This window comes from Pseudomonas fontis (assembly GCF_028656955.1).
Lineage (GTDB): Bacteria > Pseudomonadota > Gammaproteobacteria > Pseudomonadales > Pseudomonadaceae > Aquipseudomonas > Aquipseudomonas fontis.
Window position 1 is genome coordinate 1 of sequence record NZ_JAMDGY010000080.1, and the last position, 25,696, is coordinate 25,696.

At 62.1% G+C, this 25,696-nt stretch carries 28 protein-coding genes; 11 read left to right on the forward strand and 17 right to left on the reverse strand.

The window, feature by feature from the left end:
* Positions 1-394: 394 nt before the first annotated feature.
* Positions 395-1,456, reverse strand: a complete 1,062-nt coding sequence (lptG, locus tag M5G11_RS21585) for an LPS export ABC transporter permease LptG (protein WP_273909136.1) — start codon at positions 1,454-1,456, stop codon at positions 395-397.
* Positions 1,449-2,564 carry an LPS export ABC transporter permease LptF gene (gene lptF / locus M5G11_RS21590; RefSeq protein WP_273909135.1) on the reverse strand — a complete coding sequence of 372 codons (1,116 nt, stop codon included), beginning with the start codon at positions 2,562-2,564 and terminating at the stop codon, positions 1,449-1,451. Before lptF ends, lptG begins: the two co-directional genes overlap by 8 nt.
* A 286-nt stretch (positions 2,565-2,850) precedes the next feature.
* Between lptF and M5G11_RS21595 the strand changes: the two genes are divergently transcribed.
* From M5G11_RS21595 to rlmF, 5 genes are all read left to right on the forward strand, one after another.
* Entirely contained in the window at positions 2,851-4,344 is a 1,494-nt protein-coding gene (locus M5G11_RS21595) for a leucyl aminopeptidase (RefSeq protein WP_273909134.1), read from the forward strand.
* Between the two features lie 51 nt (positions 4,345-4,395).
* Positions 4,396-4,824, forward strand: a complete 429-nt coding sequence (locus tag M5G11_RS21600) for a DNA polymerase III subunit chi (protein WP_273909133.1) — start codon at positions 4,396-4,398, stop codon at positions 4,822-4,824.
* Between the two features lie 5 nt (positions 4,825-4,829).
* On the forward strand, positions 4,830-5,192 hold the full coding sequence (locus M5G11_RS21605) for a DNA polymerase III subunit chi (RefSeq protein WP_273909132.1): 363 nt from the start codon (positions 4,830-4,832) through the stop codon (positions 5,190-5,192).
* Positions 5,193-5,383: 191 nt separating this feature from the next.
* Entirely contained in the window at positions 5,384-8,230 is a 2,847-nt protein-coding gene (locus M5G11_RS21610; RefSeq protein WP_273909131.1) for a valine--tRNA ligase, read from the forward strand.
* A gap of 108 nt (positions 8,231-8,338) precedes the next feature.
* Positions 8,339-9,295, forward strand: a complete 957-nt coding sequence (gene rlmF, locus M5G11_RS21615; protein WP_273909130.1) for a 23S rRNA (adenine(1618)-N(6))-methyltransferase RlmF — start codon at positions 8,339-8,341, stop codon at positions 9,293-9,295.
* A 143-nt stretch (positions 9,296-9,438) separates the two neighbouring features.
* Here the strand turns inward: rlmF and M5G11_RS21620 are convergent, their stop codons facing one another.
* Entirely contained in the window at positions 9,439-9,720 is a 282-nt protein-coding gene (locus tag M5G11_RS21620; RefSeq protein WP_009398256.1) for an HU family DNA-binding protein, read from the reverse strand.
* 409 nt (positions 9,721-10,129) lie between these two features.
* Here M5G11_RS21620 and yejK point away from each other — a divergent pair, with 409 nt between their 5' ends.
* Positions 10,130-11,137: a nucleoid-associated protein YejK gene (gene yejK, locus M5G11_RS21625; protein ID WP_273909129.1), complete on the forward strand. Its 1,008-nt coding sequence runs from the start codon at positions 10,130-10,132 to the stop codon at positions 11,135-11,137.
* On the opposite strand, the gene M5G11_RS21630 is transcribed toward yejK, so the two are convergent.
* The 14 genes from M5G11_RS21630 to M5G11_RS21695 all read right to left on the reverse strand — a co-directional run bounded on the left by M5G11_RS21630 (position 11,118) and on the right by M5G11_RS21695 (position 22,077).
* Positions 11,118-11,417, reverse strand: a complete 300-nt coding sequence (locus M5G11_RS21630) for a GIY-YIG nuclease family protein (protein ID WP_273909128.1) — start codon at positions 11,415-11,417, stop codon at positions 11,118-11,120. The two genes, yejK and M5G11_RS21630, sit on opposite strands and share 20 nt — an antisense overlap.
* Positions 11,418-11,459: 42 nt before the next feature.
* Entirely contained in the window at positions 11,460-11,930 is a 471-nt protein-coding gene (locus M5G11_RS21635) for a nuclear transport factor 2 family protein (protein ID WP_273909127.1), read from the reverse strand.
* Between the two features lie 112 nt (positions 11,931-12,042).
* On the reverse strand, positions 12,043-13,326 hold the full coding sequence (locus M5G11_RS21640; RefSeq protein ID WP_273909141.1) for a CynX/NimT family MFS transporter: 1,284 nt from the start codon (positions 13,324-13,326) through the stop codon (positions 12,043-12,045).
* 13 nt (positions 13,327-13,339) lie between these two features.
* Positions 13,340-13,990, reverse strand: a complete 651-nt coding sequence (locus M5G11_RS21645) for a FadR/GntR family transcriptional regulator (RefSeq protein ID WP_273909126.1) — start codon at positions 13,988-13,990, stop codon at positions 13,340-13,342.
* Positions 13,991-14,150: 160 nt separating this feature from the next.
* Complete coding sequence (gene hisC / locus M5G11_RS21650; protein ID WP_273909125.1) at positions 14,151-15,197, reverse strand: histidinol-phosphate transaminase; 1,047 nt, start codon at positions 15,195-15,197, stop codon at positions 14,151-14,153.
* A gap of 3 nt (positions 15,198-15,200) precedes the next feature.
* Positions 15,201-16,529 carry a histidinol dehydrogenase gene (hisD, locus tag M5G11_RS21655; protein ID WP_273909124.1) on the reverse strand — a complete coding sequence of 443 codons (1,329 nt, stop codon included), beginning with the start codon at positions 16,527-16,529 and terminating at the stop codon, positions 15,201-15,203.
* 126 nt (positions 16,530-16,655) lie between these two features.
* Positions 16,656-17,291: an ATP phosphoribosyltransferase gene (gene hisG / locus M5G11_RS21660; protein WP_273909123.1), complete on the reverse strand. Its 636-nt coding sequence runs from the start codon at positions 17,289-17,291 to the stop codon at positions 16,656-16,658.
* Positions 17,292-17,401: 110 nt separating this feature from the next.
* Positions 17,402-18,667, reverse strand: coding sequence for a UDP-N-acetylglucosamine 1-carboxyvinyltransferase (gene murA, locus M5G11_RS21665; RefSeq protein ID WP_273909122.1), 1,266 nt, complete (start codon positions 18,665-18,667; stop codon positions 17,402-17,404).
* 23 nt (positions 18,668-18,690) lie between these two features.
* Positions 18,691-18,930, reverse strand: a complete 240-nt coding sequence (locus tag M5G11_RS21670) for a BolA family protein (RefSeq protein WP_273909121.1) — start codon at positions 18,928-18,930, stop codon at positions 18,691-18,693.
* A 114-nt stretch (positions 18,931-19,044) separates the two neighbouring features.
* Complete coding sequence (locus M5G11_RS21675; RefSeq protein ID WP_273909120.1) at positions 19,045-19,350, reverse strand: STAS domain-containing protein; 306 nt, start codon at positions 19,348-19,350, stop codon at positions 19,045-19,047.
* Positions 19,347-19,994 carry an MlaC/ttg2D family ABC transporter substrate-binding protein gene (locus M5G11_RS21680; protein WP_273909119.1) on the reverse strand — a complete coding sequence of 216 codons (648 nt, stop codon included), beginning with the start codon at positions 19,992-19,994 and terminating at the stop codon, positions 19,347-19,349. The genes M5G11_RS21675 and M5G11_RS21680 overlap by 4 nt, the downstream gene beginning before the upstream one ends.
* A 9-nt stretch (positions 19,995-20,003) precedes the next feature.
* Positions 20,004-20,471 (reverse strand): outer membrane lipid asymmetry maintenance protein MlaD, encoded by a 468-nt coding sequence (gene mlaD, locus M5G11_RS21685; protein ID WP_273909118.1) that lies wholly within the window; start codon positions 20,469-20,471, stop codon positions 20,004-20,006.
* Positions 20,471-21,268 (reverse strand): lipid asymmetry maintenance ABC transporter permease subunit MlaE, encoded by a 798-nt coding sequence (gene mlaE / locus M5G11_RS21690; protein WP_273909117.1) that lies wholly within the window; start codon positions 21,266-21,268, stop codon positions 20,471-20,473. Before mlaE ends, mlaD begins: the two co-directional genes overlap by 1 nt.
* Positions 21,268-22,077 carry an ATP-binding cassette domain-containing protein gene (locus tag M5G11_RS21695; RefSeq protein WP_273909116.1) on the reverse strand — a complete coding sequence of 270 codons (810 nt, stop codon included), beginning with the start codon at positions 22,075-22,077 and terminating at the stop codon, positions 21,268-21,270. Before M5G11_RS21695 ends, mlaE begins: the two co-directional genes overlap by 1 nt.
* Before the next feature lie 287 nt (positions 22,078-22,364).
* On the opposite strand from M5G11_RS21695, the gene M5G11_RS21700 reads away from it, so the two are divergent.
* Genes M5G11_RS21700 through lptB form a run of 5 tightly spaced genes read left to right on the forward strand, consistent with a single transcriptional unit; the run spans position 22,365 to position 25,680 of the window.
* A complete protein-coding gene (locus M5G11_RS21700) occupies positions 22,365-23,339 on the forward strand; it encodes a KpsF/GutQ family sugar-phosphate isomerase (RefSeq protein WP_273909115.1) in 975 nt (324 codons plus the stop codon).
* The gene (locus M5G11_RS21705; RefSeq protein WP_273909114.1) at positions 23,339-23,863 is read left to right on the forward strand and encodes a KdsC family phosphatase; all 525 of its coding nucleotides are present in this window, start codon (positions 23,339-23,341) and stop codon (positions 23,861-23,863) included. Before M5G11_RS21700 ends, M5G11_RS21705 begins: the two co-directional genes overlap by 1 nt.
* 8 nt (positions 23,864-23,871) lie before the next feature.
* Positions 23,872-24,444, forward strand: coding sequence for an LPS export ABC transporter periplasmic protein LptC (lptC, locus tag M5G11_RS21710; RefSeq protein ID WP_273909113.1), 573 nt, complete (start codon positions 23,872-23,874; stop codon positions 24,442-24,444).
* Positions 24,431-24,955, forward strand: coding sequence for a lipopolysaccharide transport periplasmic protein LptA (lptA, locus tag M5G11_RS21715; protein WP_273909112.1), 525 nt, complete (start codon positions 24,431-24,433; stop codon positions 24,953-24,955). Before lptC ends, lptA begins: the two co-directional genes overlap by 14 nt.
* Positions 24,955-25,680, forward strand: a complete 726-nt coding sequence (lptB, locus tag M5G11_RS21720) for an LPS export ABC transporter ATP-binding protein (RefSeq protein ID WP_116549518.1) — start codon at positions 24,955-24,957, stop codon at positions 25,678-25,680. The genes lptA and lptB overlap by 1 nt, the downstream gene beginning before the upstream one ends.
* Positions 25,681-25,696 lie beyond the last annotated feature (16 nt).

The following is a 25,696-nucleotide window of genomic DNA, read 5'->3' on the forward strand; positions in this document are numbered from 1 at the left end:
AAAAAATCTGACAGTCCCGGCTGCGCCCCTACCCGTTTAACGACACCTCCGTTCAGCCTCTGGTAACGGGGCCCGTCGATCAATATCAACAGCACAATTCGCTTCGCTCTTGCTTTGCCTATCGCTGGCAAACGTAGCCGCTGCCGTAAGGCTGCGCTCGCCTGCAACGCAGGCGCCGCCTTTGGGAGCCCTCACGGGCTCCAGCGCAGCCTTATGGCAGCGGCTACAGAAAATTGTGTACCCCAACGGTGCGTGTGTAGCTTTGCTTTGTGTGACGTACACAACAAGCGCGGAAGGGGCCGGCAAAGCCAATAAAATCAAATGGATAAGCCAAAAAACCACAGCACACAAAAAAGCCGACCCTAAGGCCGGCTCTCTCACAAGCAAACGAACACTACCCCGCCCGTCGCAACAACCAAACCCCTGCCAACGCACAGATCCCCGCCGGAATCAGCACCGCCAGCAACGGAGGGAAACCAAACACCTGGCTCGAAGGCCCCAGCAAATCCTGGGCAATCCGGAACACAAAGCCCACCAGCACGCCAGTGAACACCCGCTGCCCCAAGGTCACCGAACGCAACGGCCCGAAGATGAACGACACCGCCATCAGCACCAGCGCCGCTGTCACCACCGGCTGCAACACCTTGGTCCAGAACGCCAGCCAGTAACGGGCGTTGTTCAGCCCCTGGTCAGACAGGTAATGAATGTAGTCCCACAGCCCGGTGATCGACAGCGACTCAGGCGCCATCACCACCGTGTTCAACAGCTCAGGCGTCAACGCCACGTCCCAGCGCTCTTGCGGGTTGTTGATCACCTCGGTGTGATCACCCCGGAAGTAGGTGGTAGTCACATCGTGCAACTGCCAGTGGTCTTCAGCGAACTGCGCACGACGCGCAAAACTGGACGTCTGCATGTGGCGCTCCGCGTCGAACTTGTAGCGCGTTACCCCCAGCAGCAGGCCGTTAGGCTGCACGGTGTTGATGTGCACGAACTCTTCACCCTGACGGTGCCACAAGCCACGCTTGGAGGTCTGCGCTTCGCCACTGCCCTGAGCCAGCGAACGATCGGCCTGGGCCTTGTTTTCGGTGACCGGCGCCAGGTACTCGCCAATCAACACGCCCGCCAGCATCAGTACCAGCATCGGCTTCATGACTGCCCAGACGATCCGCCCGATCGACACGCCAGCCGCACGCATGATGGTCAGTTCGCTATTGCTCGCCAGGCTACCCAAACCAATCAGGCAGCCGATAAGGGCAGCCATCGGCAACATGTCGTAGAGCCGGCGCGGCGCCGTCAGCAGCACGAAGCTGCCGGCATCCATCAATGTGTAGGTCTCGCTGATGTCACCCATCTCGTCGATGAAGGCAAACAGTGAAGCCAGGCCCAGAATAATGCCCAATACGGCCAGAATCGCCAGCAGCACGCTCTGGCCGATGTAACGGTCGAGTTTAGCCACGGGCCACCTCCGCACGACGGCTGGCCAGCTTCAGGCGCAACGGCTCCCAGTACATCAGGCCTATGCCGATCAACAGGAACAGGCCATGCACCGGCCATAGGCCCAGAGCGATCGGCATCTTGCCTTTCTCCAGGGCACTGCGGCCAGCAATCAGAATTGTCAGGTACGCCATATACAGAAGAATCGCCGGCAGCAGCTTGAGGAAGCGCCCCTGGCGCGGGTTGACCCGCGACAGCGGCACCGCCATCAGGGTCACGATGAATACCAGCAACGGCAGCGACAGGCGCCATTGCAACTCGGCTCGCTCACGCAGCCCGGCATGGTTGAACAGGTCGGCCGTAGGGATCGCCTCACGGTCGGTGATCTCCTCACTGACTTCCGGCTTGGGCAGCAGCACACCATAGGTGTCGTACTTGATCGCCCGGTAGTTGGCCTGCCCCGGGTTGCCGTCGTAGCGGTAGCCGTTTTCCAGGATCAGGTAGCGATTGCCGTCAGCCTGCACTTCCTGACGACCCTTCTCGGCCACCAGTACGGAAATGCCGCGGTCCTTGCTCTTGTCCTGGGACAGGCGCTTCTCGCTGATGAAGACCCCAGCCAGGTGCGCGCGGTCATCGGAGAGCTGCTCGGTGTAGGTCACCCGCGAGCCGTCACGCAGGTTCTGGAAACGACCCGGCACCAGGGTGTCGAACTCGGTCAGGGCATCCTGCTGGTTGATGATCTGCGCCACCCGGGCCACGCCCAGCGGGTTGAGGACCAGGCTCAACCAGGCGACCAGCAAGGCCACCAGCAACGCCGGGACCATGGTCATGCCCAGCAGGCGCTGCTGGCTCATGCCGGTGGCCGACAGCACGGTCATCTCGCTTTCGAGATAGAGCCGCCCGTAGGCCAGCAAAATACCGAGGAACAGCCCCAGCGGCAGGATCAACTGCAGGAAGCCCGGCAGGCGGAACCCCATGATCATGAACAGCACGCCCGGATCGAGCATGCCCTGGGCCGCCTGGGCCAGGTATTTGATGAAGCGCCCGCTCATGATGATGACCAGCAGCACGGCGCTGACGGCACTCAAGGTCAGCAGGACCTCACGGGACAGATAACGGAAGACGATCAAACCAGACACTCCTGGGTTGTCAGGCTCGGACAGCCGAACAAGGAAAACGTTGCAACCATGATAGTTGCCGGCCTGCATAGCGCAGCCAGACAAAAGTCGGCGCATTATCCTGTGATTGACGGTGCCTGTCACTTGGCGCAGTGCAAAGCTTCATCTCGGGGTTGTCAGCACAACCGCAGCAGGCTCAAACTGGCGGCTTTCTCTTCTGGTGCGCCGATGCGCGTCCAGCCGCTGCAAACGCCTGCCACGACAGCGCGTTATAGACTGATCATTCGGGGAACCTGACATGGAATTGGTTGTAAAAAGCGTAGCCGCAGCATCCTTGAAAACCGCCACTCTGGTCCTGCCAGTTGGCGAAGGCCGCAAGCTCGGCGCCACTGCCAAGGCGGTCGATGACGCCAGCGGCGGCGCCCTGAGCGGCGTACTCAAGCGCGGCGACCTGGCCGGCAAGGTCGGTCAGACCCTGCTGCTGCAAAGCCTGCCTGGCCTGAAGGCCGAGCGCGTGCTGCTGGTTGGCGTCGGCAAGGATGAAGCACTCGGTGATCGCAGCTGGCGCAAACTGGTCGGCAGCGTGCTGAACGTACTCAAGGGCCTCGCCGGCAGCGATGCCACCCTGGCACTGGACGACGTTGCGGTCACCGGCCGTGACGCCCACTACGGCAAGACCCGCCTGCTGGCCGAAACCCTGCTCGACGGCGAATACGCATTCGACCTGTACAAGAGCAAGAAGGGCGAGCCGCGCGCCCTGAAGAAAATCACCCTGCTGGTCGAGAAAACCGGCCAGGCCGACGTCGAGCGCGCGGTCAAGCACGCCACCGCCATCGCCTCGGGCATGCGCTTCACCCGCGACCTGGGCAACCAGCCACCAAACATCTGCCACCCGATCTACCTGGCCGAGCAGGCCAAGAGCCTGGGCAAGGAATTCAAGAGCCTCAAGGTTGAAGTGCTCGACGAGAAGCAGATCAAGGACCTGGGCATGGGCGCGTTCTACGCCGTCGGCCAGGGCAGCGACCAGCCGCCACGCCTGATCGTCATGCAATACCAGGGCGGCAAGAAGAGCGAGAAGCCTTTTGTGCTGGTCGGCAAGGGCATCACCTTCGACACCGGTGGCATCAGCCTCAAGCCGGGCGCCGGCATGGATGAGATGAAGTTCGACATGGGCGGTGCCGCCAGCGTCTTCGGCACCCTGCGCGCCGTGCTGGAACTGCAACTGCCGATCAACCTGGTGTGCCTGCTGGCCTGCGCCGAGAACATGCCGAGCGGCGGCGCAACCCGTCCGGGCGACATCGTCACCACCATGAGCGGGCAAACCGTCGAGATCCTCAACACCGACGCCGAAGGCCGCCTGGTGCTGTGTGACACCCTGACCTACGCCGAGCGCTTCAAGCCGCAGGCGGTGATCGACATCGCCACCCTGACCGGCGCCTGCATCGTTGCCCTGGGCAGCCACACCTCGGGCCTGCTGGGCAACAACGACGACCTGGTCGGGCAACTGCTCGACGCCGGCAAGCGGGCAGACGACCGCGCCTGGCAGCTGCCGTTGTTCGACGAGTACCAGGAACAACTGGACAGCCCGTTTGCCGACATCGCCAACATTGGCGGGCCGAAAGCCGGGACCATCACTGCCGCGTGCTTCCTCTCGCGCTTTGCCAAGGCCTACCACTGGGCGCACCTGGACATCGCCGGCACGGCCTGGATCAGCGGTGGCAAGGACAAGGGCGCCACTGGCCGCCCGGTCCCGCTGCTGACCCAGTACCTGCTTGACCGCGCCAGCGCCTGAGACGAGCGCCGCCGGCTGCGCCTTCGGGCGTAGCTGGCCGGCACGACCATCATGAGCAAAGTCGACTTTTATATTCTGCCCAGCCCCGCGCCTGCCGCGCGGCTGGATTTCGCCTGCAAGCTGTGCGAGAAGGCCTGGCGCCTGGGCCATCGGGTTTACCTGAACTGCAGCGATGCGGCCCAGCGCGACGAACTGGATGCACGGCTCTGGGCGTTCAAGGGCGAAGCCTTTGTCCCGCACAGCCGGGCCGAAGAGGATGGCGACGCCGCCGTTGCCCTGGGCATCGGCGATGACGCGGGTAGCCACCAGGACCTGCTGGTCAACCTGGACCTCAAGGTTCCGCCATTTGCCGCCCGTTTTGCCCGTATTGCCGAGATCGTGGTTGAAGAACCGGCGATCCGCCTGGCAGCCCGGGAGAGTTTCCGTTTCTACCGCGAACAGGGCTATGCTCTGCAAGATCACCGCTTACAGCGACTCTGACGACGATGGACAAACCTGCAAATTCAAAATCCGCCCACCTGCTGGACGACCTTGAGTCGATCCGCCAGTTGCTCGGTGACGACACCCTCGAACCGCCGATGCTCACCGATACGGTGGACGAACAGATCCCGCTGCTGCTGGAGCAGGCTGACGTGCCTGAGCCGGTAACACCTGCGCCACCTGGCGAAGAGCTGGACCCGCAAACCCGCCGCCAGGACACCCTGCTGCACCTGGACAGCGAATTGCGCGCGGCGGCACAGTTGATCATGCAGGACGTGATCAAGGACTTTACCCCGCATATCGAAAACGAAATCAAGCGGCGCCTGGATGCGCGGCTTGAGCGCCTGCTCAGCCAGTTGCCCTCCTGAATTAGGCGGGCCTTGGGCCCGCATCGCCGGCAAGGCCGGCTCCCACAGAGGTATTTCACCTTCACCTGTGGGAGCCGGCCTTGCCGGCGATGCTTTTTGCCACCCCACCATCACCTCGCGCTACGCCCCAGGCCTTATCCCCGTTATACTTCTCGGCTTTCCCGAATTAATGCCATAGGGTCCCGCCGCGCATGGATAAGACCTACCAGCCGCACGCTATTGAAACTTCCTGGTACAACACCTGGGAGTCCGAGAACTATTTCGCCCCGCAAGGTGCAGGCGAGTCGTACACCATCATGATCCCGCCGCCGAACGTCACCGGCAGCCTGCACATGGGTCATGGCTTCAACAACGCGATCATGGACGCCCTGATCCGTTTCCGCCGCATGCAGGGCCGCAACACCCTGTGGCAGCCAGGTACCGACCACGCCGGTATCGCTACGCAAATGCTGGTAGAGCGCCAACTCGAAGCCAAGGGCCAGAGCCGCCACGACCTGGGCCGCGAGAAGTTCCTCGACAAGGTCTGGGAATGGAAAGAGCAGTCCGGTGGCAACATCAGCCGCCAGATCCGCCGCCTGGGTTCCTCCGTGGACTGGAGCCGCGAGCGCTTCACCATGGACGACGGCCTGTCCGAAGCGGTCAAGGAAGCCTTCGTGCGCCTGCACGAAGACGGCTTGATCTACCGCGGCAAGCGCCTGGTCAACTGGGACACCAAGCTGCACACGGCGATCTCCGACCTCGAAGTGGAAAACCACGACGAGAAAGGCCACCTGTGGAACCTGCGCTACCCGCTGGCCGACGGCGCCAAGACCGCTGAAGGCAAGGACTACCTGGTCGTCGCCACCACCCGTCCGGAAACCATGCTCGGCGACGCCGCCGTAGCCGTTAACCCGAACGATGAGCGCTATCAAGCCCTGATCGGCAAGTTCGTCGAGCTGCCGCTGGTTGGCCGACGCATTCCGATCATCGCCGACGACTACTGCGACCCCGAGTTCGGTACCGGTTGCGTGAAGATCACCCCGGCCCACGACTTCAACGACTATGAAGTCGGCAAGCGCCACAACCTGCCGTTGCTGAACATCTTCGACAAGAACGCCTTCGTGCTGCCAGCAGCCCAGGTGTTCAACCTCGACGGCAGCGTCAACGACAGCCTCGACGCTACCCTGCCTGCGCAATACGCCGGCCTGGATCGCTTCGTTGCGCGTAAACAGATCGTTGCCGACTTCGAGGCCGCCGGCCTGCTGGTCAGCGTCGACGACCACGGCCTGAAAGTGCCGAAGGGCGACCGCTCCGGCACCATCATCGAGCCGTGGCTGACCGACCAGTGGTACGTGTCGACCAAGCCGCTGGCCGAGCCTGCGATTGCCGCTGTCGAAGACGGCCGCATCCAGTTCGTGCCCAAGCAGTACGAAAACATGTACTTCTCCTGGATGCGCGATATCCAGGACTGGTGCATCAGTCGCCAGCTGTGGTGGGGCCACCGCATCCCGGCCTGGTACGACGAGTCCGGCAAGGTCTATGTCGGCCGTAGCGAAGAAGAAGTCCGCGCCAAGCACAACCTGGGCAGCGACGTGGTCCTGAACCAGGACAACGACGTGCTCGACACCTGGTTCAGTTCGGGCCTGTGGACCTTCTCCACCCTGGGCTGGCCGCAGCAGACCGAATTCCTCAAGACCTTCCACTCCACCGACGTGCTGGTCACCGGCTTTGACATCATCTTCTTCTGGGTCGCCCGGATGATCATGCTGACCATGCACCTGGTGAAGAACGAGGACGGCACCCCGCAGGTTCCGTTCAAGACGGTCTACGTGCATGGCCTGGTGCGTGATGGCCAGGGCCAGAAGATGTCCAAGTCCAAGGGCAACGTCCTTGACCCGCTGGACATCGTCGACGGCATCACCCTGGACGAACTGCTGGAAAAACGCACCAGCGGCATGATGCAGCCCAAGCTGGCCGAGAAGATCGCCAAGCAGACCAAGGTCGAGTTCCCGGAAGGCATCGCCAGCTACGGCACCGACGCCCTGCGCTTCACCTTCTGCTCGCTGGCCTCGACCGGTCGCGACATCAAGTTCGACATGGGCCGCGTCGAAGGCTACCGCAACTTCTGCAACAAGATCTGGAACGCCGCCCGCTACGTGCTGGACAAAGGCGAAGATTGCGGCCAGAACGGCGAAGCCTACGAGCTGTCGCTGGCGGATCGCTGGATCATCTCGCAGCTGCAACGCACCGAAGCCGAAGTGACCCGCCAACTGGATCAATTCCGCTTTGACCTGGCTGCCCAGGCGCTGTACGAGTTCATCTGGAACCAGTATTGCGACTGGTACCTGGAACTGTCCAAGCCTGTGCTGTGGGACGAGAACGCTCCGGTCGAACGCGCCCGTGGCACCCGTCGCACCCTGGTGCGCGTACTGGAAGTGGCGCTGCGCCTGGCGCATCCGTTCATGCCGTTCATCACCGAAGAAATCTGGCAGCGCATCGCGCCGCTGGCCGGTGCCGAGGGCAAGACCATCATGCTGCAACCATGGCCAGTGGCCGTGGAAAGCCGTATCGATGCGGCTGCCGAGGACGACATCGAATGGCTCAAGGAGCTGATGCTCGGCGTGCGCAACATTCGCGGCGAGATGAACATCGGCCCGGGCAAGCCATTGCAACTGTTCCTGAAGAACGCCAGTGCCGAAGACCAGCGTCGCTTGCTGGAAAACGAAGCGCTGCTCAAGAAGCTGGCGAAGATCGAATCCTTCACCGTGCTCGGCGAACAGGACGAGGCGCCACTGAGCGCTACCGCCCTGGTTGGCGACCTGCAGGTGCTGGTGCCGATGGCCGGGCTGATCGACAAGGACGCAGAGCTGGCGCGCCTGAACAAGGAAATCCAGCGCCTGCAAGGCGAAGTGCAGCGCGTCGGCGGCAAGCTGTCGAACGCCGCTTTCGTCGACAAGGCGCCGCCCGCGGTGATCGACAAAGAGCGCGCGAAGCTGGCTGAGGCCGAACAGGCCCTGGCCAACTTCACCGAGCAGCATGCGCGGATTGCCAGCTTGTAAGACTCGCTGACATCAGCGACACCCTCGCGGGCAAGGCCCGCTCCCACAGGTTACTGTTGACCCTGTGGGAGCGGGCCTTGCCCGCGATGCTTTTTACCGGAAGCACTTATGACGACGCCAAACAAACCGACCCTGCACCCGCGCAACCGCCACCAGGGCCGCTACGACTTCCCCCAGTTGATCAAGAGCAGCCCCGAGCTGGCTGCGTTCATGATCACCAACCCCTATGGCAAGCCGAGCATCGACTTTGCCAACCCCGAGGCGGTGCGCGTGTTCAACCGCGCCCTGCTCCGGGCCCAGTACGGCATCCAGCACTGGGACATCCCGGCGGACTACCTCTGCCCGCCGATTCCGGGGCGTGCCGACTACCTGCATGGCCTGGCCGACCTGCTGGCCGAGGACAACGCCGGGGAGATCCCGCGTGGCGCCCAGGTGCAGGCGCTGGACGTTGGCGTGGGGGCAAACTGCATTTACCCCCTGCTTGGCCACAGCGACTACCGCTGGCGCTTCCTGGGCACGGACATCGACCCGGTGGCCCTGGCTTCGGCCAAGGCGATTGTCCAGGCCAATGGGCTGGGCAAGGCGATCCAGTTGCGCCAGCAAGGCAATCGCAAGCAGATTCTGCTCGGCCTGCTGACAGAGGACGAGCGTTTCGACGTCACCCTGTGCAACCCGCCCTTCCACGCCTCGCGCGAGGAGGCCACCCGTGGCAGCCAACGCAAATGGCGGGCACTGGGCAAGGCCGACCCCAAGCGCAAGCTGCCGGTGCTGAACTTTGGCGGGCAGAACAACGAGCTGTGGTGCGAGGGCGGCGAGATCCGCTTTGTCACCCAACTGGTCAACGAGAGCAAGAGCCTGGGCCAGCAGGTGCTGTGGTTCAGCAGCCTGGTGTCCAAGGCCTCGAACCTGCCGGGTATCGAAGCGGTACTGAAGAAGGCCGGTGTGGTTGAGCAACGCGTGCTGGAGATGGGCCAGGGGCAGAAACAGAGCCGTCTGGTAGCCTGGACCTTCCAGAGTGCTGAAGCGCGGCAGGTGTGGCGCCAGCAGCGCTGGGCCGGCAAATAAATCAAAAGCATCGCTGGCAAGGCCAGCTCCCACAGTATTAGCAGTACGCAATTTCTGTGGGAGCCGGCCTTGCCGGCGACAGGGCAATAAAAAACCCCGCCAGGGTCAGACCCTGGCGGGGTTTCTTTTGAAGCTGCTTACAATTACTTGTTTACAGCGTCAGTCAGCACTTTGGCTGGAACAAACTTGACGACTTTCTTGGCAGCGATTTCGATGGCAGCGCCAGTCGAAGGGTTGCGGCCGGTACGGGCTGGACGCTCGGTGATTTTCAGCTTGCCGATACCTGGCAGGGTGATTTCGCTGCCATTTTCCAGTTGATCAGCAACGATCTGGCCCAGTTGCTCCAGAGCGTTACGCGCGGTGGTTTTTGGCGCGTCGATAGCTTCAGCGATATCGGCGATCAGTTGGTCTTTGGTCAATGCCATGGTGGTGTTCCTTCCCTAATCAAATTCAGTTGGTTTGCAGAGTGCTGCGTCAGCCATCGACCCGGCCCTGCTGGGGGTAGAGCGGTCCGGGGTACATCCATTGCCAATCGGGTATGTAGATACACAAAACGGCGTTTGGTTCGACGTGACACAAGCGGTCTGCCAGCAATGCGCCACACGCGGGGCGCAAGACCGGGCAAAACTACCACAGGAATAGATAAATATCCGCCTAGTAGGCCGCAAATGTTCAGGTTTTTCGGGGGTTTGCACGAAAAAGCGCAAAAAACTGAACAAAAAACGAACAACCCCTACACGGTTACAACCCAAGTCTCAGCCCACGCCCGCTCCTGGGTTACACTTCACCACTTTGCAGTGCGCCCAGGCGCGCCCATTTTCGACCGAGAATCCCATGCCGATCCGTCATTGCATCGTCCACCTGATCGACAAGAAACCCGATGGCACCCCTGCCGTGCTGCACGCTCGCGATACCGAGCTGAGCGAGTCGGCCGCCATCGAAAACCTGCTGGCCGACCTCAACGACAGCTACAACGCCAAACAGGGTAAAGCCTGGGGCTTCTTCCATGCAGAGTCCGGGGCCCATCCGTTCAGCGGCTGGCTCAAGGAATACCTGGACGCCGGCAGTACCTTCACTGCCTTCAGCCGGGTAGCGGTAGAGCACCTGCAAAAGCTGATGGAAGAGTCCAACCTGTCGACCGGTGGCCACGTGCTGTTCGCCCACTACCAGCAAGGCATGACCGACTACCTGGCCATCGCCCTGCTGCACCACAGCGAAGGCGTTGCGGTGAACGCCGAGCTGGACGTGACCCCATCGCGCCACCTGGACCTCGGCCAACTGCACCTGGCCGCGCGCATCAACCTGTCCGAGTGGCAGAACAACAAGACGTCCAAGCAGTACATCTCGTTCATCAAGGGCAAGAATGGCAAGAAGGTCTCGGAGTACTTCCGCGACTTCATCGGCTGCCAGGAAGGTGTCGACGGCCCGGGCGAGACCCGCACCCTGCTCAAGGCCTTCAGCGACTTCGTCGAGAGCGAAGATTTGCCTGAAGAAGCTGCCCGCGAGAAAACCCAGACCCTGGTCGACTACGCCACCAGCCAGACCAAGGCCGGCGAGCCGGTGGCGCTGGAAGAGCTGTCCGGGTTGATCGATGAAGACCGCCCGCGCGCTTTCTACGAGCACATCCGCAACAAGGACTACGGCCTGTCGCCGGAGATCCCGGCCGACAAGCGCACCCTGAACCAGTTCCGCCGCTTCACCGGGCGTGCCGAAGGCCTGTCGATCAGCTTTGAAGCGCACCTGCTGGGCTCGAAGATCGAGTACGACGAAGAAGCCGGCACGCTGATCATCAAGGGCCTGCCGACGCAGCTGACCGATCAGCTCAAGCGTCGCAAGGACTGACCCCCTGCCAGGAGGCCGCCAAGGCCTCCTTTGCGCGTTTGCGCAGCTTCTTCACCAGGCGCTCCTGGCGCAGCGCCTCGCCCTTGTCCGGCCATTGCTCGACATACACCAGGGCGACTGCCGGGCTGGTCTTGAAATAGCGCGCGCCAGTGCCTTTCTGATGGGCAGCAAAGCGCCGCTGCGGGTTGTCGCTGATGCCGCAGTACAACGAACCGTTGGCGGCGCGTACCAGGTAGACGAACCAGGGTTTGGGCGATGGCAGGGCGATGGATTCGGTCACGGGCAATTCAAGGCGAGGCGGCAAAGCCGACAGCTTAGCGCCTCAGCGGCTGGCCTGGAATGCGCGCAGGCCTTTTGTCGCCTGCTGACGTACCTTGTCGGCCACCAACGGCGTCCAGCCCAGCAACAGGCCTTTGAAGCCCAGTGCCTGACGCGACCAACGCCACAGGTTGAAACTGTCGTGGTGCTCGCAGATCTTGCCATCGCGGAAAGTGAAGCGGGCCTGGATGTCGTTGACCACGGTGCGCCCGGTCTGGCGGAACAGGTAGGTGGCCACCCAGTGGGCGCCGCCGCTGCGCTCGTCGGCGCGCACGTTGTCGAAGGTCAGGGAGAAGTCTTGCGCGCGACTGGCAAGCATGCGCCACATGTCGCCGGCATCCTTGCCACGCAGGGTGCCGAAGGCCGGGTCGCTGAATACCACGTCGTCGGTATAGCAGGCCACCATGGCTTCGGCGTCCAGACGCTGGAAGGCCTGGTAGAAGCGGGTGATCAGTTCGCTGTGGGCTTCGCTCATGGGCAGGGTCCGTTTACCTGTGGGGAGGCCTGCACGATAGTCGTGGCGATGGGGAAATGCCACGGGCATTTATCTGGCGAATATCCGGACAAGCCCGCGATGCCTTTAAAGGTCAGACCTTCTCGCTGGTCACCTGCACTTGCAGCGCCCGCCCGGCCTTCAGGCCGAAGCCGATCGCTGCCACGCCCAGCACCGCGAAAATCCAGCCCACTGCCGCCCAGCCATCGGTCAAGTCGTGCACCAGCCCGACCGCGAACGGGCCCATCGAGGCCAGCGTATACCCCACGCCCTGGGCCATGCTCGACAGATTGGCGGCCACATGCGAGTCCTTCGAGCGCAGCACGATCAAGGTCAGCGCCAACGCGAAGGCACCACCCTGCCCCAACCCCAGCACCACCGCCCAGCCCCAGAGGCCATCGAGCGGGGCATACAGGCAACCGAACAGCCCGCCCAGGGTCAGCAGCATCACCACGACAATCGCCAGGCGTTGATCCTTGCCACGCGTCGCCAGCCAGGGGGCGCTCAGCGAACTGATCAACTGCACGATCACCGAGCCGGACAACACCAGCCCTGCCTGGGTCGGGGTCAAGCCCCGGCCGATCAGGATCGACGGCAACCAGCCGAACACGATATACGCCAGCGACGACTGCAAGCCCATGTACAGCGTGACCTGCCAGGCCAACGGATCACGCCACAACCCGCGCACCCGGTAAGCGACCCGATGGGCTCCATGCCCATGACGCGCTTGCGGCAGCCAGAACAACGCAGCGATCAGCGCTGGCACCAGCCAGAAGCCCAGCCCGACTTCCCAGCTTTGCCCGAAATGCTGGCTCAGCGGCACGCTCGCCCCCGCCGCAAGTGCCGCGCCCAGGCACAGCGCCATGGTGTAGACCCCGGTCAGGGCCCCGGCCTGCTTGGGGAAGTCACGCTTGACGATCCCCGGCAGCAGTACGCCAATGATGCCGATACTGGCCCCTGCCACCAGGCTGCCGGCAAACACCCCCACACTGCCGGCCGAACTGCGCAGGGCAATGCCGGCGGCCAGCATCAGGAGGATCCCGAGGATCACCCGCTCAGCGCCAAAACGCCGTGCCAGAATCGGCGCCAACGGTGCGAACAACCCCAGGCAAAGCACCGGCAAGGTGGTCAGCAAGCCTGCCTGCGAGCCATTCAAGCCCAGGCTCTCGGAAACCTGGCTGAGCAACGGCGCCATGCTCGATAGCGCCGGACGCAGGTTCAGCGCCACCAGCACCAGCCCGAGCAGCAACAGCCACGGCCGCTGCAACAGCACCGTTTGCTGTTGCACCTTGGCATCGTCGGCTTCGGCGTCGATCAGCAGTTGTTCAAGTTCGGGCCCTGGGCTGGGCGGCGGGGTGCGGGCGGTGTCTTGAGCCATGGCAGTCTCGCAGTCAAGGTTCATTGATCAGGGTCCGGCTGAGGGCCTTGGCCCGCTCCGGATCGCGTTGTTCGACGGCATCGAGGATGTCGCGGTGCAGGTCGAGCACCGGCTGGCGCCGGGGGCCTTCGCTCATGCTGTGGTGCAGGGCGCTGGCCAGGACCGCGGAGAAGTAACGGTACAACTCGCTCAAGGCCGGATTGTGCGCGGCATCGACCAGACACTGGTGGAACACCAGGTCGTATGCGATGTAGGTGTCGGCTTCGCCCTGGAAGTGCGCGCTGATACCGGCCAGGGCCTCGTGCAAAGCCACGAGGTCGGCATCGGTACGGCGCACTGCCGCCAGGCCGATCGCTTCGCTTTCAAGGATGTGCCGTGCTTCGCGCGCCTGCGCCAAGCTGCAACGGGACAAGGCCTGGACGGCCAGCAGCGGGTCGACGCAGGCCCGCAGGTAGCTGCCGTCGCCCTGGCGGACCTCGACCAGGCCACTGAAGGCCAGCACACGCATGGCTTCCCGCACGGTGTTGCGGCTGATGCCGAGCTCCATTGCCAGCTCGGGCTCGGTCGGTAAACGCTGGCCAACCGCCCAGGCGCCACGGGCGATACGCTCGCGCAACTGCTCGACGGCTTGCTCGACCAGGGAGCGCTTGATGATCTGCGGCATGTTTACATCCAATCATCGGATGAATTTGAATGGCCGAGGTTAAACCTTTGCAGCCTGTGAATGCAATCGCCGGCAAGCCCGGCTCCCACAAGGCTCGCAGTGTTTTTGCGATCCTTGTGGGAGCCGGCCTTGCCGGCGATTAGGTGCGACGCGGTGCTGCTTAGTTCAACGCATCCAGCAACGCCTGGTTCTGCTCTGGCGTACCGATGGTGATCCGCAGGAACTGGGCAATCCGTTCCTGCTTGAAGTGCCGCACGATCACCCCCTGCTCACGCACCCGCGCAGCAATGGCCGCCGCGTCCTGCTGCGGATGACGGGCAAAGATGAAGTTGGCCGCCGAAGGCAGCACCTCGAACCCACGCGCCGTCAGCTCCCGCACCAGCAATTCGCGGCTTTGGATGACCTTGCGGCACGTCTCGTCAAAGTACTCACGGTCTTCGAACGCCGCCGCCGCGCCGACAATTGCCATGCGATCCAGCGGGTAGGAGTTGAAGCTGTTCTTGATCCGCTCCAGCGCCTCGATCAAGTCCGGGTGCCCCACCGCCAGGCCAACCCGCAGCCCCGCCAGGGAGCGCGACTTGGACAGCGTCTGGGTAACCAGCAGGTTCGGGTACTGATCCACCAGGCTAATGGCGGTCTGCCCGCCGAAATCGATATAGGCCTCATCGACCACCACTACCGAGTCCGGGTTGGCCTTGAGCAGTTGTTCGATGGCTTCCAGTGCCAGCAGGCAACCGGTCGGCGCGTTCGGGTTGGGGAAGATGATCCCGCCGTTGGCGCGCTGATAGTCCTCGACACGGATCTGGAACTGCTCGTCCAGCGCCACCGCTTCGAACGGGATGCCATACAGGCCGCAGTACACCGGATAGAAGCTGTAGCTGATGTCCGGGAACAGCAGCGGCGCACCGTGCTGGAACAGCCCGTGGAAGATGTGCGCAAGCACCTCGTCCGAACCGTTGCCCAGGAATACCTGGTTGCCCTGCACGCCGTAATACTCGGCAACGGCCTGCTTAAGGACGTCACTGTTCGGGTCCGGGTACAGGCGCAGGTTGTCGTTCAGCTCGCCGCGCATGGCTTCCAGCGCCTTGGGCGAGGGACCATACGGGTTTTCGTTGGTGTTCAGCTTGACCAGTTTGGCCAGCTTCGGCTGCTCACCCGGCACGTAAGGCACCAGGTCCTTGACGAAGGGGCTCCAGAATTTGCTCATTGTTCAGTTCCCCTGTTGATCGTCGGCAAGGATGCGGTATTCGGCGCTACGGGCGTGGGCACTCAGCGATTCGCCACGGGCCAGTACCGAAGCGGTCTTGCCCAGTTCCGATGCACCCTGCTCGGAGCAGAAGATGATCGACGAACGCTTCTGGAAGTCATACACCCCCAGCGGCGAGGAGAACCGCGCGGTGCCGGAGGTCGGCAACACGTGGTTAGGGCCTGCGCAATAGTCACCCAGCGCTTCGCTGGTGTGGCGGCCCATGAAGATCGCACCGGCGTGGCGGATCTGCGGCAGCCAGGCCTGCGGGTCGGCCACCGACAACTCCAGGTGCTCCGGGGCAATGCGGTTGGCCACTTCGATGGCCTGGGCCATGTCGCGCACATGGATCAACGCACCACGGCCATTGATCGAGGTGCGGATGATCTCGGCACGCTCCATGGTTGGCAGCAGCTTGTCGATGCTCGCAGCAACCTTGTCGAGGAACGCCGCGTCCGGGCTGACCAGGATCGACTGGGCATCTTCATCGTGCTCGGCCTGGGAGAACAGGTCCATGGCGATCCAGTCCGGGTCGGTCTGGCCGTCACACACCACAAGGATCTCCGACGGGCCGGCGATCATGTCGATACCGACCTGGCCGAACACATGGCGCTTGGCCGTGGCCACATAGATGTTGCCCGGGCCGACCACCTTGTCCACCTTCGGCACGCTTTCGGTGCCATAGGCCAGGGCCGTAACGGCCTGGGCGCCACCGATGGTGAAGACCCGGTCGACACCGGCAATGCAGGCCGCCGCCAGCACCAACTCGTTGATTTCACCACGCGGGGTCGGCACGACCATCACCACCTCGCCCACACCGGCCACCTTGGCCGGGATCGCGTTCATCAGTACCGACGACGGGTAGGACGCCTTGCCACCCGGTACATACAGGCCGGCACGGTCCAGCGGCGTGACTTTCTGGCCCAGCACGGTGCCATCGGCCTCGGTGTAGGTCCAGGAATCCTGCTTCTGCTTCTCGTGGTAGATGCGCACGCGGGTCGCGGCTTTTTCCAGCGCTTCACGCTGCACCGGGGTGATACGGGTCAGCGCCAGTTCCAGGCGCTCGCGCCCCAGGATCAGGTCGTTGATCGAGGTTGCCTGAACGCCGTCGAAACGCTGGGTGAATTCCACCAGGGCGGCATCGCCACGCTCACGCACGGCCTTGATGATGTCCAGCACCCGCTGGTTGACCGACTCGTCGGACACGCTTTCCCAGCTCAGCAGATGATCCAGATGTCGGGCGAAATCCGGGTCAGCGGCGTTGAGACGGCGAATTGCAGTGGACGTGGTCATAGCGAGGGCCTCGATAAATGGCGATTGCTCAGGCGCCCTAAGCTACCAGTCCATCCGCGCGGGCACCCGAGAGAGTTGGCTATGACGCGGATAGACGGGCGCGACAGCGAAGGTCGCGCGCAGAGGTCAGCCGCGGTGTCGCGATTCGACAGCCTGGCGCAGGGTGTCGATCAGGCTCTGGATACGGGCGTGCTGCATCTTCATCGATGCCTTGTTGACCACCAGGCGAGAGCTGATGGTGGCAATCATTTCCTGGGGTTCCAGGCCGTTTGCACGCAGGGTGTTGCCGGTGTCGACAACGTCGATGATCTTGTCGGCAAGGTTGATCAGTGGCGCCAACTCCATCGAGCCATACAGCTTGATGATGTCGACCTGACGGCCCTGCTCGGCGTAGTAGCGCTTGGCAACGTTGACGAATTTGGTCGCCACGCGCAGACGGCCTTTAGGCTCGGGGGCACCAATGGCGCCGGCGGTCATCAGCTTGCACTGGGCAATCTGCAGGTCCAGGGGCTCGTACAGGCCCTGGCCACCGTATTCCATCAACACATCCTTGCCGGCTACACCCAGATCGGCGGCGCCATGCTCGACATAAGTCGGCACGTCGGTGGCCCGCACGATCAGCAGGCGCACGTCGTCCTGGGTCGTGGGGATGATCAGTTTGCGGCTTTTATCCGGATTCTCGGTAGGCACGATGCCCGCTTCCGCCAGTAACGGCAGGGTATCGTCGAGAATGCGGCCTTTGGACAGCGCGATGGTCAACATGGGAAACGTCGGTCCTTATGCGGCTAAAAGCCGCCGGGTCCCAGACGGTACCCGACGGCCATCAATTCGGTCCAGCAAAATCTGGGCGCGTCCTTGCGCCCTTTGGCAGGTTAGCCCGGTACGCGACGGATCTTCGCGCCCAGCATCTGCAGTTTTTCCTCGATGCACTCGTAGCCACGGTCTATGTGGTAGATGCGATCGATCAGCGTGTCGCCTTCGGCAACCAGCGCCGACAGTACCAGGCTGGCCGAAGCCCGCAGGTCGGTCGCCATGACTGGCGCGCCTTTGAGGGTCTTGGTGCCGGTCACGATGGCAGTGTTGCCTTCGACCTGGATCTGCGCGCCCATGCGGTGCATTTCGTACACGTGCATGAAGCGGTTTTCGAAGATCGTCTCGATGACCGCGCCGGTGCCTTCGGCAATGGCGTTGAGCGAGATGAACTGCGCCTGCATGTCGGTCGGGAACGCCGGGTACGGAGCGGTACGCAGGTTCACGGCTTTTGGCCGCTTGCCGTGCATGTTCAGCTCGATCCAGTCTTCACCGGTGGTGATCTCGGCGCCGGCTTCCTTGAGTTTCTCAAGGACCGCTTCAAGGATGGTCGGATCGGTGTCCTTGACCTTGACGCGACCGCCAGTCACGGCAGCGGCTACCAGGTAGGTACCGGTCTCGATACGGTCCGGCATCACGCGGTAGGTGGCAGAACCCAGACGCTCGACACCGTCGATGGTGATGGTGTCGGTACCAGCGCCCTGGATCTTCGCACCCATGGCGATCAGGAAGTTGGCCAGGTCGACCACTTCCGGCTCACGCGCGGCGTTCTGCAGCACGCTGCGGCCCTTGGCCAGGGCAGCGGCCATCATGATGTTCTCGGTACCGGTGACGCTGACGGTGTCGAAGAAGAAGTGCGCGCCACGCAGGCCGCCTTCAGGCGCCTTGGCCTTGATGTAGCCACCTTCGACTTCGATCTTCGCGCCCATGGCCTCCAGGCCACGGATGTGCAGGTCGACCGGACGCGAACCGATCGCGCAACCGCCAGGCAACGCGACTTCGGCTTCGCCGAAACGGGCGACCATCGGGCCCAGTACGAGGATCGACGCACGCATGGTTTTAACCAGCTCGTACGGGGCGATCAGGGTCTTGATGGTGCGTGGATCGATCTCCACCGCGAGCTTTTCGTCGATCACAGGCTCGATGCCCATGCGACCGAACAGCTCGATCATGGTGGTGATGTCGTGCAGGTGCGGCAGGTTGCCGACCGTGACCGGGCCATCACACAGCAGGGTACCTGCCAGAATCGGCAGTGCTGCGTTCTTTGCGCCGGAAATGCGGATCTCGCCGTCAAGACGAGCGCCGCCAGTAATAATCAGTTTGTCCATTAGAGTCTCGCCGCCAAGTTGGCTCAGGTGCGCTCAGCCCAGGCTGCGCTGCTGAAAAATTTCATGGTTACCGCATGGATGCTGCCATCGGTGATCCAGGGGTTCAGGTGAGCATACACCTGCTGCTGACGTTTGACCGGGCTAAGGGCCGCCAACGCGTCACTGATCACGTTCAACTGGAAATTGCAGCCTTCGCCTTCAACTTCGACCCGGGTTCCCGGCAACTTTTCTTCAAGGAAGTTCTTAACTTCTACGGCCTGCATGCTCAACCTCAATCGGCGCCCTGTGCGCGCGGGTCGGCCATCATACAAAAAAGCCCCTCGCCTGCGAACCCCATTAACAAGGACGCTGACAGAGGGGCGATCTTTAGTCGGTGTCTACCGACCTCCCAACAGCTCATCCAGGCCATAGACTTCGGCGATTTCGCGCATGTCCTGGGGCATGGCGCGAACCTCGAACGTCTTGCCTGCCGCTTGTGCATCACGCATGAACGCCAGCAGCAGGGAAAGCCCGACGCTGCTGGATTTGTCCACCGCCGAGCAATCAATCACCAGCATCGGTGCCTTGCTGGAGGCGATCAGCGCCTTGCCGTCCTTGCGCAGCGCCGGGCCCGAGCGGTAATCCAGCACCCCGCTGAGGCTCAGCACGTCATGTTCGCCCAGCTGTACGGCCGTGGTACTCATTGCACCTGTTTCTCCGGCGAGCTATCTGCACTTGCCTTGGCCTTGGCCACTTCGCCAGCCCAGCCGTTGATGGTCTTGTCCAGGTCGTTGCCGTTGCGGTTCATCGCGTCGGCGAACTGGTCACGGAACAGTTTGCCGATGTTGATACCGTTGACGATCACGTTGCGCACTTTCCAGTCGCCATCAATCTTGGTCATGGTGTAGGACACCGGATACACGGCGCCGTTGTTGCCCTTGACCGACATGTCGACGCTGGCACGGTCATCGCCGTCCTGCTTGGCATTGCCCACGGTAATGCCCTGGTTGTTGTACTCGAGCAGGGCATTGCCATAGAACTGCATCAGGCTGCGCTTGAAGTTTTCCTGGAAGCGCTGCATCTGCTCTGGCGTGGCTTTGCGCGAATACTTCACGGTCATGATGCTTTTCGAGATGCCGTCGGCATCGACCACCGGCCCCAGGTTGGCATTCAACGCATCGTAGAACGCCTGCGGGTTGGCCTTGTACTCGTCCTTGTGCGACTTGAGGTCGGAGAGCAGTTGGTTGGTGGTGTTTTCAATCACTTCCTTGGGCGAGGGTGCGGCAACCGCCAGCATCGGCAGGGTTGCCAGCAATACCAAGAGGCCGCGTCGCAGAATCGAAATCATGGAAACTCCTTATTTAGCTTCTTTGCCAACGGTATTGAGCAGGAACTTGCCAATCAGATCCTCCAGCACCAGCGCGGACTGGGTGTCATGGATGGTCCCGCCTTCCTTGAGCACCTTGTCATCACCGCCAACACTGATACCAATGTATTTCTCGCCGAGCAGGCCAGCGGTCAGGATCGAAGCAGTGGAGTCGGAAGGCAGGTTATCCACCCGTTTTTCCAGCTGCAGCGTCACCCGACCGGTAAAGGTATCGCGGTCCAGATCGATGGCTGTGACCTTGCCGATCGTTACACCTGCCATGGTCACTTTAGCTCTGACAGTCAAACCGGCAATATTGTCGAAGTTGGCATAAAGTTTATAGGTGTCGCTGCTCGGGCTGGCAGACAGGCCGCTGACACGCAAGGCCAGCAGAAGCAGCGCCAGGATCCCGGCCAGGAGGAACAGGCCGACACCGATTTCCAGGGTGCGGTTTTGCATCAGAAATCTCCAAACATCAAAGCGGTCAGAATAAAATCCAGACCCAGGACAGCCAGCGAGGCATAGACCACGGTCTTGGTAGTGGCACGACTGATCCCTTCTGAGGTGGGCTCACAGTCGTAGCCTTGGAATACGGCGATCCAGGTAACAACAAAGGCAAACACGAGGCTCTTGATCACCCCGTTGAGCACGTCGTCGGTGAACGACACGCTGTTCTGCATGTTCGACCAGAAGGAGCCCTCATAGACCCCCAGCCAGTCAACCGCTACCCACGAACCACCCCAGATACCGACCACGCTGAAGATGATTGCCAGCAGCGGCAGGGAGATGAAACCGGCCCACAAACGCGGTGCAACGATGTACTTGAGCGGGTCGACGCCGATCATTTCCAGGCTCGACAGCTGCTCGGTGGACTTCATGTTGCCGATTTCGGCAGTCAGCGCCGAACCGGCACGACCGGCGAACAGCAGCGCGGTGACCACCGGGCCCAATTCACGCAGCAGGGTCAAGGCGATCATCTGCCCAACCGCCTGCTCGGAACCGTACTTGGCCAGGATGCTGAAGCCTTGCAGCGACAGCACCATGCCAATGAACACGCCGGATACAACGATAATAGCCAGCGACATCACGCCGACCGAATAAAGTTGCTTGACCAGCAACTGGAAGCCGCCGCCGATCCCGCCGCGCCCGGTCAGGGCGTGCATGAGGAACAGACCGGAGCGACCCAGCACGGCCACCACATCGATGGCAGAGCGGCCAAACAGGCGAATTCGTTCGAGCAAGGATTTTCTGCGCATCAACGCGTCCCCAGAAGATCGGCGCGGTAATTGGGCGCAGGAAAGTGAAAGGGTACCGGTCCATCCGGATCGCCTTTCATGAATTGGCGAATACGTGGGTTATCAGAGCCCATCAACTCGTCCGGAGTTCCCTGCCCCAATACCTGACCGTCACCTACCACATAGATGTAGTCGGCAATGCTCGCGGTTTCTGCAAGGTCATGGGAGACCACGATGCTGGTGATACCCAGCGCGTCGTTGAGCAGACGGATCAAGCGCACCAACACACCCATGGCGATAGGGTCTTGCCCGACGAACGGTTCGTCGTACATGAGGATTTGCGGGTCCAGGGCGATAGCCCGGGCCAGCGCCACACGACGTTTCATGCCGCCGGACAATTCATCGGGCATGAGTTCGATGGCACCGCGAAGGCCGACGGCCTGCAGCTTCATCAAAACAATGTCACGAATCATTTCATCAGACAGCTGGGTGTGCACCCGCAGCGGAAATGCCACGTTCTCGAACACGTCGAGGTCGGTGAACAAGGCGCCGCTCTGGAACAGCACGCCCATTTGCTTGCGGGCGTCAAACAGGTCGCTGCGCGACAGGGTCGGCAGGTTTTGCCCGCCCACCCATACCTCGCCGCTGGCCGGACGCAGCTGCGCGCCCATCAGGCGCAGCAGCGTAGTCTTGCCACAACCGGAAGGTCCCATGATGCCGGTGACCTTGCCGCGGGGAATACGTATGTCGACATTATTGAAGATGCTGCGCGAACCGCGCTTGAAGGTCACGCCCTTCAACTCGACCGCGTAGGCGTTATCAACGCTCATCTAGACTCCTTGCGATGTAGCCTTCTCGATCAGACGCCAGCCTCCATCGTGGAGGCACGTGCGTCCAAGCGGGCCGAACAGGCGGCGAACTATAGCACCGCTGATAGGGGCGCCCCAAGGCCATCGCAGCGCTGTTCAGCCTACATACAGCCACACAGCAAGGATATTTCGCACATCTGACCAGTGCGTATGCCTACATAAAATAGGCCTCCTTACAAACACAGGTGAGGCTTTTGCGCATTGTCGCTATAATCCCGGCCTTTTCATCAGGCAAATCCGATTTCGACATGAGCCAATCCAGCGACCTGATCCAATCCGCACAGCGCACCATCCGCTACGAACTCGAAGCGGTAGAAGGCCTGCTGGCCCATATCGACGCCGATTTCGTCAAGGCCTGCGAGCTGATCCTGGCCAGCAAGGGCCGCGTTGTAGTGGTAGGTATGGGCAAGTCCGGGCACATCGGCAACAAGATTGCGGCCACCCTGGCAAGCACCGGCACCACGGCTTTTTTCGTCCACCCAGCCGAAGCCAGCCACGGCGACATGGGCATGATCACCAAGGATGACGTCATCCTGGCGCTGTCCAACTCCGGCTCCACCGCCGAGATCGTCACCCTGCTGCCGCTGATCAAGCGCCTGGGCATCCAGCTGATCAGCCTGACCGGCAACCCGGAATCACCATTGGCCAAGGCCGCCGAGGTCAACCTCGACGCCCGCGTGGCCCAGGAAGCCTGCCCGCTGAACCTGGCACCGACCTCCTCGACCACCGCCGCGCTGGTGCTGGGTGACGCCCTCGCCATCGCCCTGCTCGAAGCCCGCGGCTTCACCGCCGAAGACTTTGCCTTCTCGCACCCGGGTGGTGCCCTTGGCCGTCGCTTGCTGCTCAAGGTCGAGAACGTCATGCACGCCGGCGAAGAGCTGCCGCAAGTACAGCGCGGCACCCTGCTCAAGGACGCCCTGCTGGAAATGTCGCGCAAGGGCCTGGGCATGACCGTGGTCAGCGAAGCTGATGGCCGCCTGGCCGGGATCTTCACTGACGGCGACCTGCGCCGCAGCCTGGACCGCAACATCGACGTGCATAAAACCCTCATCGAAGAGGTCATGACGGTCCACGGCAAGACCGCGCGCGCCGATATGCTCGCCGCCGAAGCCCTGAAAATCATGGAAGACCACAAGATCAGCGCGCTGGTAGTGGTCGACAAGGCCGACCGTCCAGTCGGCGCCCTGAACATGCACGACCTGCTGCGCGCCGGAGTGATGTAATGACCAACGACCTGCTGCAACGCGGCAAAGCCATCAAGCTGGCAGTATTCGATGTCGACGGCGTGCTGACCGACGGGCGCCTGTACTTCCTCGAAGATGGCAGCGAGTTCAAGACCTTCAACACCCTCGATGGCCAGGGCATCAAGATGCTCATGAACACCGGGGTGACCACCGCGATCATCAGCGGCCGCAAGACCCCGGTGGTCGAGCGTCGGGCAAAAAACCTCGGCATCCCGCACCTGTACCAGGGCCGCGAGGACAAATTGGTGGTGCTGGACGAACTTCTTGCCCAGCTCGGCCTAAGCTATGAGCAGGTCGCCTACCTGGGCGACGACCTTCCGGACCTGCCGGTGATTCGCCGGGTCGGCCTGGGCATGGCGGTCGCGAACGCGGCCCGCTTCGTGCGCGAGCACGCCCATGGCGTAACCCAGGCCCGGGGCGGTGAAGGTGCCGCACGTGAGTTCTGCGAACTGATCCTTGAAGCCCAGGGCAACCTGGATGCGGCGAATGCCAACTACCTGTAGAGCGATCCATGTTCAGTAAAAAGTTTCGCAATATTGTGCTGTTCAGCGTGATCGCCGCCCTGCTGGGCGCGATCGGCTACTGGAACATCAGCCCGGAATCCTTCCTCGACCAGCCGGTGGCACAGGTCGATGAAAGCGCGATCGACTATTACGCGATCAACGCCCATAGCGTGCAGTTCCTGCCCGACGGCAAGCTGCAATACGAAATGACCGCCGACAAGGTCGAACACCTGAAGGCCAGCGAAGTCACCCTGCTGACCACGCCAGACCTGCAGATGTACCGTGGCACACCTTATCCGTGGCATGTACAGAGCGTGCGTGGCGAGGTCAACCCGGACGGTTCCGAAGTGGAACTGATCGATTCGGTACGCATTGCCCGCACTGACGACAAAGACCGCACCACCATTATCACTTCCAGCCGCATGACAGTATTCCCACAGAAGCAATATGCGCAAACCGAGCAAGACGTTAGAATCGACGGCGCCGGTGGGGTTACTACGGGCAAGGGAATGAAAGCGTATTTGAAAGACAGCAGGATCAACCTGCTGTCCAACGTAAGAGGACAGTATGAGGCTCGTTAAAACCCTCCCCTTTTTGCTCAGCCTGAGCGCAGCACTGGGAAGCGCGAGCGCCTGGGCCCTGCCGAATGATCGCGACCAGCCTATCCGTATCCAGGCTGACGACGCTCAACTGGACGACAAACAAGGTATCGCGACCTACAAGGGTGATGTGATCATCACCCAGGGCTCGATGATGATCAAAGGCAACACCGTGACCATCACCCGTGCCGCCAGCGGCGATATCGACGTGGTGACCTCGGTGGGCAACCTGGCCTACTTCGAACAGCAGCAGAGCGCCGCCAAGCCGGACAAGATGCAAGGCTATGCCAAGCAGATCCAGTACCAGGCCCAAAAGGACCTGGTGGTTCTGACTGACCAGGCCAAGGTAATCAACGAAGGCAACACCACCGAAGGCGAGAAGATCGTCTACAACACCAAGTCCCAGGTGGCCACCGCCGGCCGTGGTGGCAAGGTTTCGACGCCTCGCCCACGGATCGACATGGTGATCCAGCCGAAGAAGAAGGCCGAGTAATGGCAACCCTGAAAGCCCAGCACCTGGCCAAGGCCTACAAAAGCCGGCAAGTCGTGCGTGATGTCAGCCTGTCGATCGACAGCGGGCAGATCGTCGGCCTGCTCGGCCCCAACGGCGCCGGCAAGACCACCTGCTTCTACATGATCGTCGGCCTGGTGCAGGCCGATCAGGGCCGCGTACTGATCGACGACCTGGATGTCAGCCACCAGCCGATGCACGGCCGCGCACGTGCGGGCATTGGCTATCTGCCGCAGGAAGCCTCGATCTTCCGCAAGCTGTCGGTGGCCGACAACATCATGGCGATCCTGGAAACCCGCAAGGAGCTGGATCGCGATGGTCGCCGCAAGGAGCTGGAAAGCCTGCTGCAGGAATTCCACATCAGCCACATCCGCGACAACCTCGGCATGAGCCTGTCGGGTGGCGAGCGCCGCCGGGTGGAAATCGCCCGCGCCCTGGCAACCGCACCGAAGTTCATCCTGCTCGACGAACCCTTTGCCGGTGTCGACCCGATTTCGGTCGGTGACATCAAGCAGATCATCCACCACCTGAAGGCCAAGGGCATTGGCGTTCTGATCACCGACCACAACGTCCGTGAAACCCTGGATATCTGCGAAACCGCTTACATCGTCAACGATGGCCAACTGATCGCCGAAGGCGATGCAGAGACCATCCTGGCGAACGACCTGGTCAAAGAGGTTTACCTCGGCCACGAGTTCCGCCTGTAAGTTCGAGATGCAAGGC